This is a genomic window from Pantoea sp. X-Soil-YNGN-785, assembly GCF_059730585.1.
This window is the reverse complement of the sequence record NZ_AP035942.1, coordinates 3,550,176-3,568,006: the sequence shown is the minus strand read 5'-3', so window position 1 is coordinate 3,568,006 and position 17,831 is coordinate 3,550,176. Positions and strand designations below refer to the sequence as shown.

Annotated in this window: 14 protein-coding genes, 2 tRNA genes and 4 rRNA genes; 12 read left to right on the top strand and 8 right to left on the bottom strand. The window is 53.4% G+C overall.

What is annotated here, in order from left to right; translation table 11 throughout:
* Nucleotides 1–97: 97 nt before the first annotated feature.
* The 4 genes from trkA to def are packed head-to-tail and all read right to left on the bottom strand — an operon-like array spanning nt 98 to nt 4,321.
* Nucleotides 98–1,474: a Trk system potassium transporter TrkA gene (trkA, locus tag AC6I8E_RS16555; protein ID WP_013359233.1), complete on the bottom strand. Its 1,377-nt coding sequence runs from the start codon at nt 1,472–1,474 to the stop codon at nt 98–100.
* Between the two features lie 18 nt (nt 1,475–1,492).
* Nucleotides 1,493–2,794, bottom strand: a complete 1,302-nt coding sequence (rsmB, locus tag AC6I8E_RS16550; protein ID WP_013359232.1) for a 16S rRNA (cytosine(967)-C(5))-methyltransferase RsmB — start codon at nt 2,792–2,794, stop codon at nt 1,493–1,495.
* A 49-nt stretch (nt 2,795–2,843) separates the two neighbouring features.
* Nucleotides 2,844–3,788 carry a methionyl-tRNA formyltransferase gene (gene fmt / locus AC6I8E_RS16545; protein ID WP_013359231.1) on the bottom strand — a complete coding sequence of 315 codons (945 nt, stop codon included), beginning with the start codon at nt 3,786–3,788 and terminating at the stop codon, nt 2,844–2,846.
* A gap of 20 nt (nt 3,789–3,808) precedes the next feature.
* The gene (def, locus tag AC6I8E_RS16540; protein WP_013359230.1) at nt 3,809–4,321 is read right to left on the bottom strand and encodes a peptide deformylase; all 513 of its coding nucleotides are present in this window, start codon (nt 4,319–4,321) and stop codon (nt 3,809–3,811) included.
* Between the two features lie 115 nt (nt 4,322–4,436).
* On the opposite strand from def, the gene dprA reads away from it, so the two are divergent.
* Genes dprA through AC6I8E_RS16510 form a run of 6 tightly spaced genes read left to right on the top strand, consistent with a single transcriptional unit; the run spans nt 4,437 to nt 8,231 of the window.
* Complete coding sequence (gene dprA / locus AC6I8E_RS16535; protein ID WP_013359229.1) at nt 4,437–5,561, top strand: DNA-protecting protein DprA; 1,125 nt, start codon at nt 4,437–4,439, stop codon at nt 5,559–5,561.
* Entirely contained in the window at nt 5,533–6,006 is a 474-nt protein-coding gene (gene smg / locus AC6I8E_RS16530; RefSeq protein ID WP_013359228.1) for a DUF494 family protein Smg, read from the top strand. The genes dprA and smg overlap by 29 nt, the downstream gene beginning before the upstream one ends.
* A gap of 24 nt (nt 6,007–6,030) precedes the next feature.
* Nucleotides 6,031–6,579, top strand: coding sequence for a DNA topoisomerase family protein (locus AC6I8E_RS16525; protein ID WP_033734101.1), 549 nt, complete (start codon nt 6,031–6,033; stop codon nt 6,577–6,579).
* A gap of 3 nt (nt 6,580–6,582) precedes the next feature.
* Entirely contained in the window at nt 6,583–7,155 is a 573-nt protein-coding gene (gene tsaC, locus AC6I8E_RS16520) for an L-threonylcarbamoyladenylate synthase type 1 TsaC (protein WP_013359226.1), read from the top strand.
* A 3-nt stretch (nt 7,156–7,158) separates the two neighbouring features.
* The gene (gene aroE, locus AC6I8E_RS16515; protein WP_278498533.1) at nt 7,159–7,977 is read left to right on the top strand and encodes a shikimate dehydrogenase; all 819 of its coding nucleotides are present in this window, start codon (nt 7,159–7,161) and stop codon (nt 7,975–7,977) included.
* The gene (locus tag AC6I8E_RS16510) at nt 7,974–8,231 is read left to right on the top strand and encodes a DUF1488 family protein (protein WP_095706606.1); all 258 of its coding nucleotides are present in this window, start codon (nt 7,974–7,976) and stop codon (nt 8,229–8,231) included. Before aroE ends, AC6I8E_RS16510 begins: the two co-directional genes overlap by 4 nt.
* On the opposite strand, the gene AC6I8E_RS16505 is transcribed toward AC6I8E_RS16510, so the two are convergent.
* A complete protein-coding gene (locus AC6I8E_RS16505; RefSeq protein WP_013359223.1) occupies nt 8,198–8,752 on the bottom strand; it encodes a gamma carbonic anhydrase family protein in 555 nt (184 codons plus the stop codon). The genes AC6I8E_RS16510 and AC6I8E_RS16505 overlap by 34 nt on opposite strands.
* A gap of 491 nt (nt 8,753–9,243) precedes the next feature.
* On the opposite strand from AC6I8E_RS16505, the gene AC6I8E_RS16500 reads away from it, so the two are divergent.
* From AC6I8E_RS16500 to rrf (AC6I8E_RS16475), 6 genes are all read left to right on the top strand, one after another.
* Nucleotides 9,244–10,783, top strand: a 16S ribosomal RNA gene (locus tag AC6I8E_RS16500).
* An 89-nt stretch (nt 10,784–10,872) separates the two neighbouring features.
* A tRNA-Glu gene (locus AC6I8E_RS16495) sits at nt 10,873–10,947 on the top strand.
* Between the two features lie 230 nt (nt 10,948–11,177).
* Nucleotides 11,178–14,085, top strand: a 23S ribosomal RNA gene (locus AC6I8E_RS16490).
* Between the two features lie 92 nt (nt 14,086–14,177).
* A 5S ribosomal RNA gene (rrf, locus tag AC6I8E_RS16485) occupies nt 14,178–14,293 on the top strand.
* A 14-nt stretch (nt 14,294–14,307) separates the two neighbouring features.
* Nucleotides 14,308–14,383 (top strand) — tRNA-Thr (locus tag AC6I8E_RS16480).
* Between the two features lie 34 nt (nt 14,384–14,417).
* A 5S ribosomal RNA gene (gene rrf / locus AC6I8E_RS16475) occupies nt 14,418–14,533 on the top strand.
* Together the 16S, 23S and 5S rRNA genes with 2 tRNA genes alongside form the textbook arrangement of a ribosomal RNA operon.
* A gap of 202 nt (nt 14,534–14,735) precedes the next feature.
* Here rrf (AC6I8E_RS16475) and AC6I8E_RS16470 read toward each other — a convergent pair.
* From AC6I8E_RS16470 to AC6I8E_RS16460, 3 genes are read right to left on the bottom strand one after another with little or no spacing between them, the layout of a single operon-like run.
* Nucleotides 14,736–15,497, bottom strand: coding sequence for an amino acid ABC transporter ATP-binding protein (locus AC6I8E_RS16470; protein WP_013359221.1), 762 nt, complete (start codon nt 15,495–15,497; stop codon nt 14,736–14,738).
* Between the two features lie 8 nt (nt 15,498–15,505).
* A complete protein-coding gene (locus AC6I8E_RS16465) occupies nt 15,506–16,606 on the bottom strand; it encodes an amino acid ABC transporter permease (RefSeq protein WP_013359220.1) in 1,101 nt (366 codons plus the stop codon).
* 15 nt (nt 16,607–16,621) lie between these two features.
* Nucleotides 16,622–17,800, bottom strand: coding sequence for an amino acid ABC transporter permease (locus AC6I8E_RS16460; protein ID WP_033784127.1), 1,179 nt, complete (start codon nt 17,798–17,800; stop codon nt 16,622–16,624).
* Between the last annotated feature and the right edge of the window lie 31 nt (nt 17,801–17,831).

Below are 17,831 nucleotides of genomic sequence, written 5' to 3'. Positions count from 1 at the left end.
ATAAAGTCTAACAAACCTCACTGTTTTTGCCATCAACGCAGCCATTTAAGCGGCAGTTTTGCATGCAGCATGCTGAGTTAGCCTGTAAAAGCGGCATTTACAGGAAAAACGGACTCGGCTGGAATAGGCGTTCCACATCTGATACGAATTTCTTATCGGTCAGGAACATGATGACATGATCGCCTTGTTCAATACGCAGGTTATCATTGGCAATCATCACATCATCACCACGAACGACTGCGCCAATAATGGTCCCTGGCGGCAGTTTGATGTCATCAATCGAACGACCCACAACGCGTGACGTCGACTCGTCACCATGCGCTATCGCTTCGATCGCCTCTGCAATACCGCGTCGTAACGATGAAACGCCCACGATATCCGCTTTGCGCACATGACCCAGCAGAGCAGAGATCGTGGCTTGCTGAGGGGAAATAGCGATATCGATGACGCTGCCCTGGACCAGATCGACGTAAGCGCGGCGCTGAATCAGTACCATCACTTTTTTCGCACCCATCTTTTTCGCCAGCATGGCTGACATGATGTTCGCTTCATCATCGTTGGTGACGGCGATAAACAGATCGACCTGCTCAACGTGCTCTTCAGCGAGCAGCTCCTGATCGGACGCATCGCCATAAAACACCACGGTGTCATGCAGATGTTCTGCAAGTTCCGCTGCGCGCTGGGGATTCCGCTCAATCAGCTTAACGCTGTAGTGTTTCTCAAGTCGCTGCGCCAGACCGAAACCGATGTTGCCGCCACCGACCAGCATAATCCGTTTATAAGGTTTCTCCAGCCGCTGCATTTCACTCATCACCGCACGAATATTCTGACTGGCAGCGATGAAGAACACTTCATCACCTGCTTCTACAATGGTTGAACCCTGCGGACGAATAGGACGATCCTGCCGGAATATAGCGGCTACGCGTGTATCGATGTGTGGCATGTGCTCACGCATGATCGAGAGCGGATTTCCTACCAGCGGCCCGCCATAATAGGCTTTTACCACTGCCAGACTGACTTTTCCCTCAGCAAAGTTAACCACCTGCAATGCGCCAGGATACTGAATCAGCCGGTAGATATTGTCGATTACCAGCTGCTCAGGTGAGATCAGATGATCAATAGGCACTGCTTCAGGTATAAACAACTTGTCTGCATCGCGCAAATAGTCGGCCGCGCGGATACGGGCGATGCGATTCGGGGTATTGAAAAGCGAATAAGCAATCTGGCAAGCGATCATGTTGGTTTCATCCGAGTTGGTTACGGCAACCAGCATGTCGGCATCTTCCGCACCCGCCTCACGCAGAATTCGCGGATGGGAACCATGGCCCTGAACAACGCGCAAATCGAACTTATCCTGCAGATGACGCAGACGTGAAGAATCGGTATCGACCACCGTAATGTCGTTGTTTTCACCGACCAGATTTTCTGCCAGGGTTCCGCCAACCTGTCCTGCACCCAGAATGATTATTTTCATCGCTTATCAATACTCATCTCAGTTTGTACCCGATTTCTTTATCAGCTTAGCGTAGAAGAAACCATCTCCGCCTTCGGCCTGCGGGAATACCTGCAAGCCGTTCGCCGGCGCACCCCTGAGGGATTCTGCCTGAGCATCGTGCTGGCGTTGCAGGAAAGCCTCAATCTGCTGATGATTCTCTTCAGGCAGGATCGAGCAGGTGGCATAAATCAGCGTACCGCCTGGTTTCAGGTGCGGCCAGATGGCGTCAAGAATTTCACTCTGAAGCTTTGCCAGCTCGGCGATATCGCGATCGCGACGCAGCCATTTAATATCAGGATGGCGTCGGATTACACCGGTCGCAGAGCAGGGCGCATCCAGCAGAATACGGTCAAACTGACGATCACCGCACCACTGTTGCGGCGTTCGTCCATCACCCTGTTTAACGTCTGCTTTCATGCCCAACCGCTGCAGATTTTCCTCAACACGTTTAAGGCGCTGCGCATCTACGTCGACGGCCATCACTTCTGCTTCCGGCGCAATTTCAAGAATGTGGGTCGTTTTACCGCCAGGCGCCGCGCATAAATCCAGAATCTGTTCGCCATTTTGCGGTTCAAGCAGCAAAGCACAGCGCTGAGCGGATAAATCCTGCACGGTCACCCAACCCTGATCAAAGCCGGGTAGCTGGCTGACCGGGGCAGGCGCGTCAAGCCGCAGCGCATCCGGTACGTCGTCAGCGGGTTGTGCATTTCTGTCGATTTCGACCAGCATGGCCAGCCATGCGTCACGATTGTGGTGCTGGCGGTTAACCCGCAGCCACATCGGCGGACGAAGATTATTGGCTTCGACGATCTGCTGCCACTGTTCAGGCCAGGCATGCTGTAACCGCTTTAGCAGCCATCCCGGATGAAGATAACGCTGTGGACCATCCTGAATGCTGGCAAGCAGCTCTTCCCGCTGGCGCTGAAACTGGCGTAATACACCATTTAACAAGCCTTTCAGGCTGGTACGCTTCAGGACTTCGGCGCCCGCGACGGTTTCTGCCAGTGCGGCATGGGCAGGCACACGGGTATATTCCAGCTGATAAAGCCCGACCATGATCAGATAGTGCAGAACCCGCTGTTTGCCGGTCAGTGGACGCTCCATCAGTCTGCCGATCAGCGCTTCAAGCTGCGGCAATGTGCGCAATACGCCAAAACAGATTTCCTGCACTAACGCGCTATCTTTGTCAGAGAGTTTTTTCTGGGCGGCCGGCAGTGCGGTATTCAGGGATTCGCCTTTGTCGACCACACGCTCAATAAGTTGAGCGGAAAGGCTTCGCAGGTTGATAGATTTAGTCATAGGGTTTTGTCATCAAACAAAAGGCCCGGTGAGTGACCGGGCCTGGGAGTCAGTCGAGAAGGGTTCCAGGTTCAAACCATTCCCGGCGCGAGTTGAGAAGATCCTGAGCCGACATCGGTTTTTTACCGGCAGGCTGTAACTGCAGCAGATTCAGTACACCCTGAGCCGTCGCGACCTGTATGCCATGCTTATCCGCACTGATAATTTCACCCGGCGAACGATCGCTGTGCGGCAGAACGCTTGCCTGCCAGACTTTTACGGGTTGATCATCAATGGTGAAAAAGCTCATCGGCCACGGGTTAAACGCGCGAATACAACGTTCAAGCTGGTCTGCAGAGAGGGTCCAGTCGAGACGTGCTTCCTCTTTGCTAAGTTTCTCAGCATAGTTGGCCAGTGTTTCATCCTGCTTTTCAGGTGAAGCCTGTCCTGTGCTCAGTAACGTCAGCGTATCCAGCAGCCCCTGTGGACCAAGCTGTGCCAGCTTGTCATAGAGCGTTGCACTGGTATCTTCAGCGGTAATCGGGCAAGCCAGCTTATGCAGCATATCGCCGGTGTCTAACCCCACGTCCATCTGCATGATGGTCACGCCGGTTTCGCTGTCGCCAGCCCACAGTGCGCGCTGAATAGGCGCGGCTCCACGCCAGCGCGGCAGCAGCGAACCATGAACGTTGATACAGCCGAGACGTGGCATATCCAGTACGGCCTTTGGCAGAATTAATCCGTAGGCCACAACGACCATCACGTCTGCCTTCAGATCAGCGACCAGCTGCTGATTTTCTTCAGGTCGCAGTGACTTAGGCTGATAAACCGGAATGTCATGTGCCAGCGCCAGCGTTTTGACCGGGCCCGGCGTGAGTTTGTTACCGCGGCCCGCAGGACGGTCGGGTTGTGTGAATACGCCGATAACCTGATGTTCAGAAGCAAGCAGCGCGTCAAGATGACGCGCTGCGAAGTCAGGTGTGCCGGCAAAGATGATTTTTAGCGGGGCAGACACGTTTATCCCTTCTTAAGATCTCAGGAAGCCTGCGCGTTCTGACGCGCCAGTTTCTCTAACTTAGTTTTGATTCGTTGCCGCTTCAGAGGCGACAGATAATCAATAAACAGTTTGCCTTCCAGATGATCAATCTCATGCTGGATGCAGATGGCCAGTAACTCGCTGGCTTCCAGCTCGAAACTTTTACCATCACGATCAAGTGCGCGAACCTTTACCCGCTCAGCACGTGGAACAAACGCGCGCTGTTCCGGAATAGAGAGGCAACCCTCTTCAATACCGGTTTCGCCGCTTTTTTCCAGCAGCTCAGGGTTAATCAGGACTAAACGCTCTTCACGACTTTCAGAGACATCAATCACGATAATGCGCTGATGAATATCGACCTGCGTAGCCGCAAGACCGATACCTTCTTCGGCATACATCGTCTCGAACATATCATCAACGATACGCTGAATGTCTGCGTTAACTTCTTTAACGGGCGCAGCGACTTTGCGAAGACGCTCGTCAGGGAAATGTAATACCTGCAAAACTGACATAAATATCCAGATCTGTATTCGGTTAAGAAAAGATTACTGCCTCATATTGTAGACTTTTCGAGGCCTGATTGACAGCATTGTGCGGCAGGAAGCAAGGGCGATCAGGGAGCAAGAGATGGACAAAACAGGGCAGTATGTGCGGCTGGCGGCCGTCACCGGAATGACAGGAAAACGCTGGGTTGACGTGGCGCAGCAGACAGGTGCCGGACTGGCAGACGATGAGCAGCTTATCCGGCTTGGGTTAGATGCCAGCCAGCGACAGCAATATTATGAATTTAATGAAAAAAATATTGAGGAAGTCTTTTCCTGGCTGGCGCAGAGTCCGGCTCATCATCTGATTACCGCTCTGGATGCAGCTTATCCAGCCCGTCTTAAAGAAACCAATCGCTTTCCGCCGCTGCTTTATATTGATGGCGATCCTGCTGTTATCAGTACACCACAGTTAGCAATTGTAGGAAGCCGGAACAGCTCTCACTATGGCCGTTACTGGTGTGACTGGTTTACCCAGCATTTAAGCCTGGGCGGATTGACCATCACTAGCGGACTGGCGCGGGGTATTGATGGCGTTGCGCATCAGGCCGCACTTAACGTGGGCGGTAAAACGGTGGCGGTGTTAGGAAGCGGGTTGCAGCATCTTTATCCCAAAAACCATACCCGTCTTGCCGCAGAGATTGTCGGGCAGGGCGGTGCTATCGTTTCTGAGTTTCCACTGACCACCATACCGCATCCCCTTAATTTTCCACGCCGTAATCGTATCATTAGCGGCCTGAGCCACGGTGTGCTGGTGGTAGAAGCCTCGCTGAAAAGTGGCTCACTGGTGACGGCCCGCTATGCGCTGGAGCAAAATCGTAATGTCTATGCCTTACCTGGCGCGCTCGGTAACCCGTTAAGCGAAGGCGTAAACTGGCTGATTCAGCAGGGCGCGCTGCTGGTGGCTCATCCCAATAACATCGCAGAAGATCTGGCAAATGCACTTAACTGGCTACCTGTGGCTCAGGCGGATGAAATTTATTCTGAGGTGAGGGACGATGCTCCATTGCCATTTGCTGATGTGTTGGCTAACGTAGGAGATGATGTTACACCTGTTGACGTTGTCGCTGAACGTGCCGGCCAATCTGTGCCAGTTATCTCAGCTCAGTTGCTGGAACTGGAGTTAGCAGGATGGATCGCAGCTGTACCCGGCGGCTATGTCCGATTGAGGAGGGCATGCCATGTTCGACGTACTGATGTACTTGTTTGAGACATATATCCACAACGAAGCAGAAATGGGTGTTGATCAGGACAGATTGACAGATGACCTGACGGATGCCGGGTTCCATCGTGAAGATGTTTACAGTGCGCTGAACTGGTTAGAAAGACTGGCTGACTATCAGGAAGGTCTGGTAGAACCAATTTTACTGACAAATGATCCGCTCTCCATGCGTATTTATACCGATGAAGAGAGCAAACGTTTAGATGCTGACAGCCGTGGTTTCCTGCTGTTCCTGGAGCAGATTCAGGTGCTGAACCTGGAAACCCGTGAAATGGTCATCGAACGTATCATGGCGCTGGATACCTCTGAGTTTGATTTGGAGGATCTCAAATGGGTAGTGCTGATGGTGTTGTTCAACATCCCGGGATGTGAAAATGCCTATCAGCAAATGGAAGAACTGCTATTCGACGCCAATGAAGGTATGCTGCATTAAATTTCCTTTCATGCATTGATCGCTATGAGTAAAGCTGCACTCTTCACCGTGCGTAAACAGGATCCCTGCCCCGCTTGCGGGGCAGAACTGGTTATCCGTTCCGGTAAACACGGTCCTTTTCTGGGCTGCGCGAACTACCCGGCTTGTGACTACATTCGACCTTTAAAAGGTCAGGCCGATGGCCATGTGGTCAAAGTGCTGGAAGGACACGCCTGTCCTGAATGCGGTGCGGATAAAGTGTTGCGGCAGGGACGTTTTGGTATGTTTATCGGCTGCAGCCTCTATCCGGAATGCGGATACACAGAAACCATCGATAAACCGGATGAAACCTCGCTGGCCTGTCCACAGTGCCATGAAGGCCGGTTAGTTCAGCGGCGTTCCCGTTATGGCAAAACGTTTCACTCCTGCGATCGTTATCCGGCCTGCCAGTTTGTCGTCAATCTGACACCCGTTGCCGGAATCTGTCCTTATTGTGAGTATCCGCTGTTAGTTGAGAAAAAGACGGCGCAGGGCGTTAAGCGCTTCTGCGCCAGTAAGAGTTGTGGCAAAGCCATCGCTGAAGAGAATTCATAGACCATGGAAAATCAACACCTCGCCGATTCACTTGAGACCTGTTTAGAGCATCTGAATCGTCAGGCAGTCATCGCCTATCCTACGGAAGCCGTATTTGGTCTGGGCTGTGACCCTGACAGTGAATCTGCCGTTATGGCGTTGCTGGCGCTGAAACAGCGCCCGGTAGAGAAGGGGCTCATCCTGATTGCGGCTGATTACAGTCAGCTAGAACCTTACATCTCGGCGCGCGAACTTTCTGTAGTCCAGCGAGAGCGGATGTTTGCCTGCTGGCCCGGCCCGGTGACTTTTGTCGTGCCTGTGCCGCCACAGACGCCTCGCTGGCTTACCGGACAGTTTGATTCACTGGCCATTCGCGTCAGTGACCATCCGGATGTTCAGGCGCTATGTCGGGCGTTTGGCAAACCGCTGGTTTCGACCAGCGCAAACCTGTCAGGCCAGCCTCCCTGCCGTACGGCTGAAGAAGTGAAGCAGCAGTTTGGTGAGCCGTTCCCGGTTCTGTCGGGGAAAACGGGTGGACGACTCAATCCTTCTGAAATCCGCGATGTCATCAGCGGCGAACTCATACGTCAGGGTTAATTCATGGATCACTTCGCCGTTTTCGGTAATCCGATCAGCCACAGTAAATCGCCGCTGATCCATCAGGCTTTCGCTGAGCAGACGGGCATTGAACATCGCTATGGTCGCATCTGTGCCCCGGTTGATGGTTTTCCTCAATCGCTTTCTGCCTTTTTCGAACAGGGAGGTCGTGGTGCCAACGTGACGTTACCCTTCAAACAGCAGGCATGGGAATTTGCCGATCAGCTCAGCGAACGTGCAGCTCTGTCCGGTGCGGTAAACACCGTTAAAAAGCTCAGTGATGGGCAGATCCTGGGAGACAACACGGATGGTATCGGCCTGTTAAGCGATCTTGAACGGCTGAATATGATCAATGCTGGCGACAATGTCTTGCTGGTAGGAGCGGGCGGGGCCGCACGCGGTGTTATTCTGCCGCTGCTTTCAGCAGGCGTGACACTGACCGTCGTCAATCGTACCGCCGCGCGCGCTGAAGAGCTGGCGAACCTGTTTAGCGCGAGCGGGACTATCCGGGCATCTGGTTTTGAGCAACTGACGGATCAGCGCTTTGATCTGATCATCAACGCCACTTCAAGTGGTGTGAATGGAGAAACGCCTCCTTTACCTGCAGAGGTCATCCATTCTGAAGTGCGCTGCTACGACATGTTTTACCAAAGCGGGCTGACGCCTTTTTTACGCTGGTGTCAGGCGCACGGAAGTGATCATCTGGCCGATGGACTGGGGATGCTGGTGGGTCAGGCTGCGCATGCTTTCTACATATGGCACGGTGTGATGCCGGAAATCACGCCCGTGATTGCTCAGCTTAAGCAGGCCATGCAGCCATGAATCAGGCGATACAGTTCCCGGATGAGGAATCCTATGACGCTGAACTGAACGCGGTCTGTTTTCCAGTACTGGTCAACGGCATGCGGCTGAATTGTGCAATCAGCCGCGATTCGCTGAATTCACGTTTTGGTGAAGGAGAGGCGATGGCGCTGTTTCAGCACCATCGCTGGGATCTGGAAGATGAGGCCGAAGCGGCCATTCGTCAGGATGATGTAGATAATCAGGGCTGGATCTGGTTATCTCCCGCCAGATAATCATCCTTCCAGCCAACATAGTTATTAGCGGAATAGCGTAAACCTTCCTTTTCACTGTCATTCAGCGGCCTGACCTGCTTTACCGGGCTACCCAGGTAGAGATAGCCACTCTCCAGCCTTTTACCCGGCGGCACCAGACTTCCGGCACCAATCATTACCTCTTCTTCTACTATTACGCCATCCAGCAGAATCGATCCCATTCCGACCAGCACGCGATCGCCAATGGTACAGCCGTGTAGCATCGCTTTATGCCCGACGGTGACGTCCTCGCCGATAATAAGAGGGAAGCCCTGGGGGTTGGCGGCTGATTTATGCGTGACGTGCAGAACACTGCCGTCCTGCACGTTAGTACGGGCACCAATGCGGACCTGATTCACATCACCTCTTATCGCAACCAGCGGCCAGATGCTAACGTCATCCTCCATAATCACATCACCGACGACAACACTGCTTGGATCGACCATAACGCGCTGGCCCGTTTGCGGGAAAAGATCTTTATAGGGACGTAGGGCGGAAGTCATCTTGTTCTCCTTTGTTCTATTTTCACTGCAGCCTGATGCCATTTTAGCCAGCTGACAAGCCAATTTTGACGCGGATCGCTGGCGATCTCACCAATCTGGATCATTTATAACCGTTCAGATAAAAGATCCTAAAAAAGGGTTGTGCTCTCAAACGGGATCCCTATAATGCGCCTCCATCGACACGGAACACCGGCAACGGGAAACGGGTCGGGAGGCACAGGAGACTGCGCCGCCGGAGAAAAACTTCTGAAATAGAAGTTGACTCTGCAGGAGGAAAGCGTAATATACGCCACCTCGCGACAGGACGCTAACGCACTGTTCGCACTGCTCTTTAACAATTTATCAGACAATCTGTGTGGGCACTCGCAGGATTGATATCAGCGTCTCCGGACGCAACAAAATATCAAAGCCTCACGAGTGAACACATAATGAAATTCATTATGACGTTTTACAGATGAGCACCGCTTAACTTGTTTAAGCAAATCAAACTTAAATTGAAGAGTTTGATCATGGCTCAGATTGAACGCTGGCGGCAGGCCTAACACATGCAAGTCGGACGGTAGCACAGAGAGCTTGCTCTTGGGTGACGAGTGGCGGACGGGTGAGTAATGTCTGGGGATCTGCCCGATAGAGGGGGATAACCACTGGAAACGGTGGCTAATACCGCATAACGTCGCAAGACCAAAGAGGGGGACCTTCGGGCCTCTCACTATCGGATGAACCCAGATGGGATTAGCTAGTAGGCGGGGTAATGGCCCACCTAGGCGACGATCCCTAGCTGGTCTGAGAGGATGACCAGCCACACTGGAACTGAGACACGGTCCAGACTCCTACGGGAGGCAGCAGTGGGGAATATTGCACAATGGGCGCAAGCCTGATGCAGCCATGCCGCGTGTATGAAGAAGGCCTTCGGGTTGTAAAGTACTTTCAGCGGGGAGGAAGGCGATGTGGTTAATAACCGCGTCGATTGACGTTACCCGCAGAAGAAGCACCGGCTAACTCCGTGCCAGCAGCCGCGGTAATACGGAGGGTGCAAGCGTTAATCGGAATTACTGGGCGTAAAGCGCACGCAGGCGGTCTGTTAAGTCAGATGTGAAATCCCCGGGCTTAACCTGGGAACTGCATTTGAAACTGGCAGGCTTGAGTCTTGTAGAGGGGGGTAGAATTCCAGGTGTAGCGGTGAAATGCGTAGAGATCTGGAGGAATACCGGTGGCGAAGGCGGCCCCCTGGACAAAGACTGACGCTCAGGTGCGAAAGCGTGGGGAGCAAACAGGATTAGATACCCTGGTAGTCCACGCCGTAAACGATGTCGACTTGGAGGTTGTTCCCTTGAGGAGTGGCTTCCGGAGCTAACGCGTTAAGTCGACCGCCTGGGGAGTACGGCCGCAAGGTTAAAACTCAAATGAATTGACGGGGGCCCGCACAAGCGGTGGAGCATGTGGTTTAATTCGATGCAACGCGAAGAACCTTACCTACTCTTGACATCCAGAGAACTTTCCAGAGATGGATTGGTGCCTTCGGGAACTCTGAGACAGGTGCTGCATGGCTGTCGTCAGCTCGTGTTGTGAAATGTTGGGTTAAGTCCCGCAACGAGCGCAACCCTTATCCTTTGTTGCCAGCGATTCGGTCGGGAACTCAAAGGAGACTGCCGGTGATAAACCGGAGGAAGGTGGGGATGACGTCAAGTCATCATGGCCCTTACGAGTAGGGCTACACACGTGCTACAATGGCGCATACAAAGAGAAGCGACCTCGCGAGAGCAAGCGGACCTCACAAAGTGCGTCGTAGTCCGGATCGGAGTCTGCAACTCGACTCCGTGAAGTCGGAATCGCTAGTAATCGTGGATCAGAATGCCACGGTGAATACGTTCCCGGGCCTTGTACACACCGCCCGTCACACCATGGGAGTGGGTTGCAAAAGAAGTAGGTAGCTTAACCTTCGGGAGGGCGCTTACCACTTTGTGATTCATGACTGGGGTGAAGTCGTAACAAGGTAACCGTAGGGGAACCTGCGGTTGGATCACCTCCTTACCTGAAGATACCTTCCCGCGCAGTGTCCACACAGATTGTCTGATAAAAAAGTAATGAGCAGGACGGCTGCGAAGTCGTGACACTATCGTGTCCCCTTCGTCTAGCGGTTAGGACTCCGCCCTTTCACGGCGGCAACAGGGGTTCGAATCCCCTAGGGGACGCCACCTGCTTGGTGACAGGTGAAAGGTGTCTCCATACAGTATCTCAAAACCGATTTGGTTGCGTAAGCAGCCGGGCCGCGTTTGAGATATTTGCTCTTTAACAATCCGGAACAAGCTGAAAATTGAAACGACGTGTCGTTTTCATTCTCCGTAATAAGAATGAAAAATACGACATGTTCGAGTCTCTCAAATGCTTGCAGCTTACAGCGTTGAAAAACGCCTGTGGGTTGTGAGGTTAAGCGACTAAGCGTACACGGTGGATGCCCAGGCAGTCAGAGGCGATGAAGGACGTGCTAATCTGCGTAAAGCGACGGTAAGGTGATATGAACCGCTACAGCCGTCGATGTCCGAATGGGGAAACCCGGTGCACTCTGTGCATCATTGCAGCATGAATACATAGTGCTGCAAGGCGAACCGGGGGAACTGAAACATCTAAGTACCCCGAGGAAAAGAAATCAACCGAGATTCCCCCAGTAGCGGCGAGCGAACGGGGAGCAGCCCAGAGCCTGAATCAGCATGTGTGTTAGTGGAAGCGTCTGGAAAGTCGCAGGGTACAGGGTGATACTCCCGTACACAAAAGCGCATATGCTGTGAGCTCGATGAGTAAGGCGGGACACGTGGTATCCTGTCTGAATATGGGGGGACCATCCTCCAAGGCTAAATACTCCTGACTGACCGATAGTGAACCAGTACCGTGAGGGAAAGGCGAAAAGAACCCCGGCGAGGGGAGTGAAACAGAACCTGAAACCGTGTACGTACAAGCAGTGGGAGCCTTCTTTATGGGGGTGACTGCGTACCTTTTGTATAATGGGTCAGCGACTTATATTCTGTAGCAAGGTTAACCGTATAGGGGAGCCGCAGGGAAACCGAGTCTTAACTGGGCGTTAAGTTGCAGGGTATAGACCCGAAACCCGGTGATCTAGCCATGGGCAGGTTGAAGGTTGGGTAACACTAACTGGAGGACCGAACCGACTAATGTTGAAAAATTAGCGGATGACCTGTGGCTGGGGGTGAAAGGCCAATCAAACCGGGAGATAGCTGGTTCTCCCCGAAAGCTATTTAGGTAGCGCCTCGTGAACTCATCTTCGGGGGTAGAGCACTGTTTCGGCTAGGGGGCCATCCCGGCTTACCAACCCGATGCAAACTGCGAATACCGAAGAATGTTATCACGGGAGACACACGGCGGGTGCTAACGTCCGTCGTGAAGAGGGAAACAACCCAGACCGCCAGCTAAGGTCCCAAAGTCATGGTTAAGTGGGAAACGATGTGGGAAGGCACAGACAGCCAGGATGTTGGCTTAGAAGCAGCCATCATTTAAAGAAAGCGTAATAGCTCACTGGTCGAGTCGGCCTGCGCGGAAGATGTAACGGGGCTAAACCATGCACCGAAGCTGCGGCAGCGACACTATGTGTTGTTGGGTAGGGGAGCGTTCTGTAAGCCGTCGAAGGTGTGCTGTGAGGCATGCTGGAGGTATCAGAAGTGCGAATGCTGACATAAGTAACGATAAAGCGGGTGAAAAGCCCGCTCGCCGGAAGACCAAGGGTTCCTGTTCAACGTTAATCGGAGCAGGGTGAGTCGACCCCTAAGGCGAGGCCGAAAGGCGTAGTCGATGGGAAACAGGTTAATATTCCTGTACTCGGTGTTACTGCGAAGGGGGGACGGAGAAGGCTATATCAGCCGGGCGACGGTTGTCCCGGTTTAAGCGTGTAGGCGGAGGGTCCAGGTAAATCCGGTCCCTTATTAACGCTGAGGCGTGACGACGAGGCACTACGGTGCTGAAGTGATAAATGCCCTGCTTCCAGGAAAAGCCTCTAAGCATCAGGTAACACAGAATCGTACCCCAAACCGACACAGGTGGTCAGGTAGAGAATACCAAGGCGCTTGAGAGAACTCGGGTGAAGGAACTAGGCAAAATGGTGCCGTAACTTCGGGAGAAGGCACGCTGGCGCGTAGGTGGAGGGACTTGCTCCCCGAGCCGAAGCCAGTCGAAGATACCAGCTGGCTGCAACTGTTTATTAAAAACACAGCACTGTGCAAACACGAAAGTGGACGTATACGGTGTGACGCCTGCCCGGTGCCGGAAGGTTAATTGATGGAGTTATCCGCAAGGAGAAGCTCTTGATCGAAGCCCCGGTAAACGGCGGCCGTAACTATAACGGTCCTAAGGTAGCGAAATTCCTTGTCGGGTAAGTTCCGACCTGCACGAATGGCGTAATGATGGCCAGGCTGTCTCCACCCGAGACTCAGTGAAATTGAACTCGCTGTGAAGATGCAGTGTACCCGCGGCAAGACGGAAAGACCCCGTGAACCTTTACTACAGCTTGACACTGAACATTGAGCCTTGATGTGTAGGATAGGTGGGAGGCTTTGAAGCGCGGACGCCAGTCTGCGTGGAGCCAACCTTGAAATACCACCCTTTAATGTTTGATGTTCTAACGTAGGCCCGTAATCCGGGCTGCGGACAGTGTCTGGTGGGTAGTTTGACTGGGGCGGTCTCCTCCTAAAGAGTAACGGAGGAGCACGAAGGTCAGCTAATCACGGTCGGACATCGTGAGGTTAGTGCAATGGCATAAGCTGGCTTGACTGCGAGAGTGACGGCTCGAGCAGGTGCGAAAGCAGGTCATAGTGATCCGGTGGTTCTGAATGGAAGGGCCATCGCTCAACGGATAAAAGGTACTCCGGGGATAACAGGCTGATACCGCCCAAGAGTTCATATCGACGGCGGTGTTTGGCACCTCGATGTCGGCTCATCACATCCTGGGGCTGAAGTAGGTCCCAAGGGTACGGCTGTTCGCCGTTTAAAGTGGTACGCGAGCTGGGTTTAGAACGTCGTGAGACAGTTCGGTCCCTATCTGCCGTGGGCGCTGGAGAATTGAGGGGGGTTGCTCCTAGTACGAGAGGACCGGAGTGAACGCACCACTGGTGTTCGGGTTGTCATGCCAATGGCATTGCCCGGTAGCTAAGTGCGGAAAAGATAAGTGCTGAAAGCATCTAAGCACGAAACTTGCCCCGAGATGAGTTCTCCCTGACCCCTTGAGGGTCCTGAAGGGACGTTGAAGACTACGACGTTGATAGGCCGGGTGTGTAAGCGCAGCGATGCGTTGAGCTAACCGGTACTAATGACCCGTGAGGCTTAACCTTACAACGCCAGAGGCGTTTTTGAGAGACACGATTTTCAGCTTTGTTACCGGATATTCTGCGCGGCCCCTGTGGCGGCGCGGAGACAGAATTTGCCTGGCGGCTTTAGCGCGGTGGTCCCACCTGACCCCATGCCGAACTCAGAAGTGAAACGCCGTAGCGCCGATGGTAGTGTGGGGTCTCCCCATGCGAGAGTAGGGAACTGCCAGGCATCAAATTTAGTGTGCTGATATGGCTCAGTTGGTAGAGCGCACCCTTGGTAAGGGTGAGGTCCCCAGTTCGACTCTGGGTATCAGCACCAGTTAAGACACGAGTTCGGTAAATAAAAGAATTTGCCTGGCGGCTGTAGCGCGGTGGTCCCACCTGACCCCATGCCGAACTCAGAAGTGAAACGCCGTAGCGCCGATGGTAGTGTGGGGTCTCCCCATGCGAGAGTAGGGAACTGCCAGGCATCAAATAAGAGAGAGCCCTTCGCATATGCGAAGGGCTTTTTTCGTTGTGGCAAGCCGATAATCTGCAATAAAACCTCCTCTTATCAGCCTTCTGTCCCTTACCTTTATCATCGCATCCAGTTAGTCAGCTCAATGCACCTGCTGGTCAGGCCATAAAAAACCCGGCACCAGGCCGGGTAGTAAGATGAACGGAGTCGGTAATCAGTGAATAACCTGCGATAAAAACGCCCGGGTACGCTCCGATTGAGGATTCGCAAAGAACTCCTGCGGTGGTGCAACTTCGACGATCTCACCTCGATCCATGAAGATCACCCGGTCAGCCACCGTTCGGGCAAAGCCCATTTCGTGGGTGACGCACAGCATGGTCATCCCATCCTCAGCCAGACCAATCATCGTATCCAGCACCTCTTTAACCATCTCAGGATCCAGCGCTGACGTTGGCTCATCAAACAGCATAATTTTAGGCTTCATACAGAGTGAGCGAGCGATGGCGACACGTTGTTGCTGTCCCCCGGAAAGCTGACCCGGAAACTTATGCGCATGCTCAGCAATACGCACGCGTTGCAGATAATGCATAGCCAGTTCATCCGCTTCCTTCTTTGGAATCTTTCTCACCCAGGAAGGTGCCAGCGTGCAATTTTGCAAAACAGTCAGATGCGGGAAGAGATTGAAGTGCTGGAATACCATCCCCACTTCTGTGCGTACGCGCTCAATGTTACGTACGTCGTCATTAAGGTGGATACCGTCAACAACAATACGCCCCTGCTGATGCTCTTCCAGATGGTTGATACAGCGGATCGTGGTCGATTTGCCGGAGCCGGAAGGGCCGCACAGCACGATGCGCTCCCGGGGTTTAACCTGCAGGTTGATGTCTTTCAGTACGTGAAACTGCCCGTACCATTTATTCACGTTCTCAAGCGAAATCATCAACGCGTCGGAAGAGTGTGTCATAGAGTCAGTCATGTAAAACCTCAGTGCGATGTACGCCCGGTGTGAAAGCGCTTTTCCAGATACTGGCTGTAGCGCGACATGCTAAAACAGAAAATCCAATAGACCAGTGCAGCAAAGACATAACCTTCAGTCGACATGCCCAGCCAGGTCGGATCGACCGTTGCCTGCTGGACGCTGCTGAACAGATCGAAAAGACCAATGATGATGACCAGGCTGGTATCTTTAAACAGTGCGATGATGGTGTTAACCAGGCCAGGGATGGTGAGCTTCAGTGCCTGGGGAAGAATGACCAGCATCTGCGTTTTCCAGTAGCCCAGCGCCAGCGATTCTGCAGCCTCATACTGACCTTTCGGCAATGCCTGCAGGCCACCGCGCACCACCTCCGCCACATAGGCGGACTGGAACAGGATTACACCGACCAGGGCACGCACCAGCTTATCAATGGTGGTGCCTTCAGACATAAACAGCGGCAGCATCACCGATGACATAAACAGTACGGTAATCAGGGGCACGCCACGCCAGAACTCAATAAAGATAATCGACAGCGTGCGGACCACCGGCATCCGTGAGCGACGGCCAAGCGCCAGCAGGATGCCCAGCGGCAATGCACCGGCAATACCGACCGACGCGATAATCAGCGTCAGCGTTAACCCGCCCCACTGACGTGTTTCCACACGTTCCAGTCCCAGATAGCCGCCATACAGCAGGAACCAGACAATCACCGGATAGATGACGGCCCAGGCCGCAATGTAGCGTCCACGATAGGGCAGGCTTTTGAGAAACATCGGCACAATCGACAGCAGACCAATCACCAGCGCCAGGTTAATACGCCAGCGCAGCTCATGTGGATAAAGCCCATACATGAACTGACCGAAACGCGCATGGATAAAGACCCAGCAGGCACCTTCTTTGGTGCAATCGGCGCGCGTAGTGCCAATCCAGTTTGCCTGAAAGACCAGCCAGTTCAGCGCAGGCGGAATGACGTGCCAGATAACCCAGATGCAAAACAGCGTCAGTAACGTGTTAAACCAGCTGGAAAACAGGTTTTTACGAGCCCAAAGCCAGGCGCGACTGACAGGCGTCGTCGGCACGGGGGGCGTTTCATGCGTAGTGACAGACATAGTTATCCCGTTCTCTTAACGCTCAACCAGCGCAATTTTGCGGTTGTAGAAGTTCATAAGCAGCGATATCAGCAGACTGATAATCAGGTAAACGCCCATTGTGATAGCAATCGTCTCGATGGCCTGACCGGTCTGATTCAGCACCGATCCCGCGAACAGCGACACCATATCGGGATATCCGATAGCAGCTGCCAGTGAGGAGTTCTTCACAATGTTCAGATACTGGCTGGTCAGCGGCGGGATAATGACGCGCATGGCCTGCGGAATAATCACCTGACGCAGCGTCACCGGATTCGGCAGACCCAGCGAGCGTGCAGCTTCGTGCTGACCATGCGGCACCGACTGAATCCCCGAGCGGATGACTTCAGCGATAAACGACGAGGTATAGATCGACAGTGCCAGGGTCAGCGCCGCCAGCTCCGGAATCATCACCGAGCCGCCACGGAAATTGAACCCGCGCAGTTGCGGCACATCCCAGTGCGTTGCTGCACCAAACCCAAGGTGCGCAAGCAAAGGAAAGAGGATCAGCATTGCAACAGCGGCGGGCCATGTACGACGTAACTCACCGGTTTTCAGCTGATGCTGACGGTTAAAGCGGTACAGGCCATAGCTGACAGCCACGGCCAGCAGCAGTGCGATAACAAACGGCCAGCTGCCTGGTGCATAGGTCGGCCACGGGACGTAGAGTCCGCGATTGCTTACATAGGCCAGATCAAACGCATTCAGCGCCTGACGCGGGCCTGGCAGATTGCGTAATACCGCGAAGTACCAGAAGAAGATTTGCAGCAGAGGCGGAATATTACGGAAGGTTTCGATATAGATATTCGAGAGCTTCCGCAGCAGCCAGTTATCAGAAAGGCGGGCAAGACCGACCGCGAATCCGAGAATCGACGCGAAAACAATACAGAGTGCAGAGACCAGCAGCGTGTTGGTTAATCCGACCAGAAACACGCGCGCGTAGGTATCTCCCTCCGTGTACTCAATCAGATGCTGAACGATGCCGAAACCGGCAGTGCGCTCAAGAAATCCAAACCCTGATGTAATGCCGCGATTGGCAAGGTTGATAATGGTGTTATGCACCAGATAACCCACCACACCAAGCACCGCGACGACGGCGATGAACTGATAAATCCAGGCGCGAACCGTGGGATTACCAAATGAAAAATCCCTTTTCACGGTTGGGCGTTGTGACATGTTGAAACCTCAGTAACGAAAGCTGGGGTAG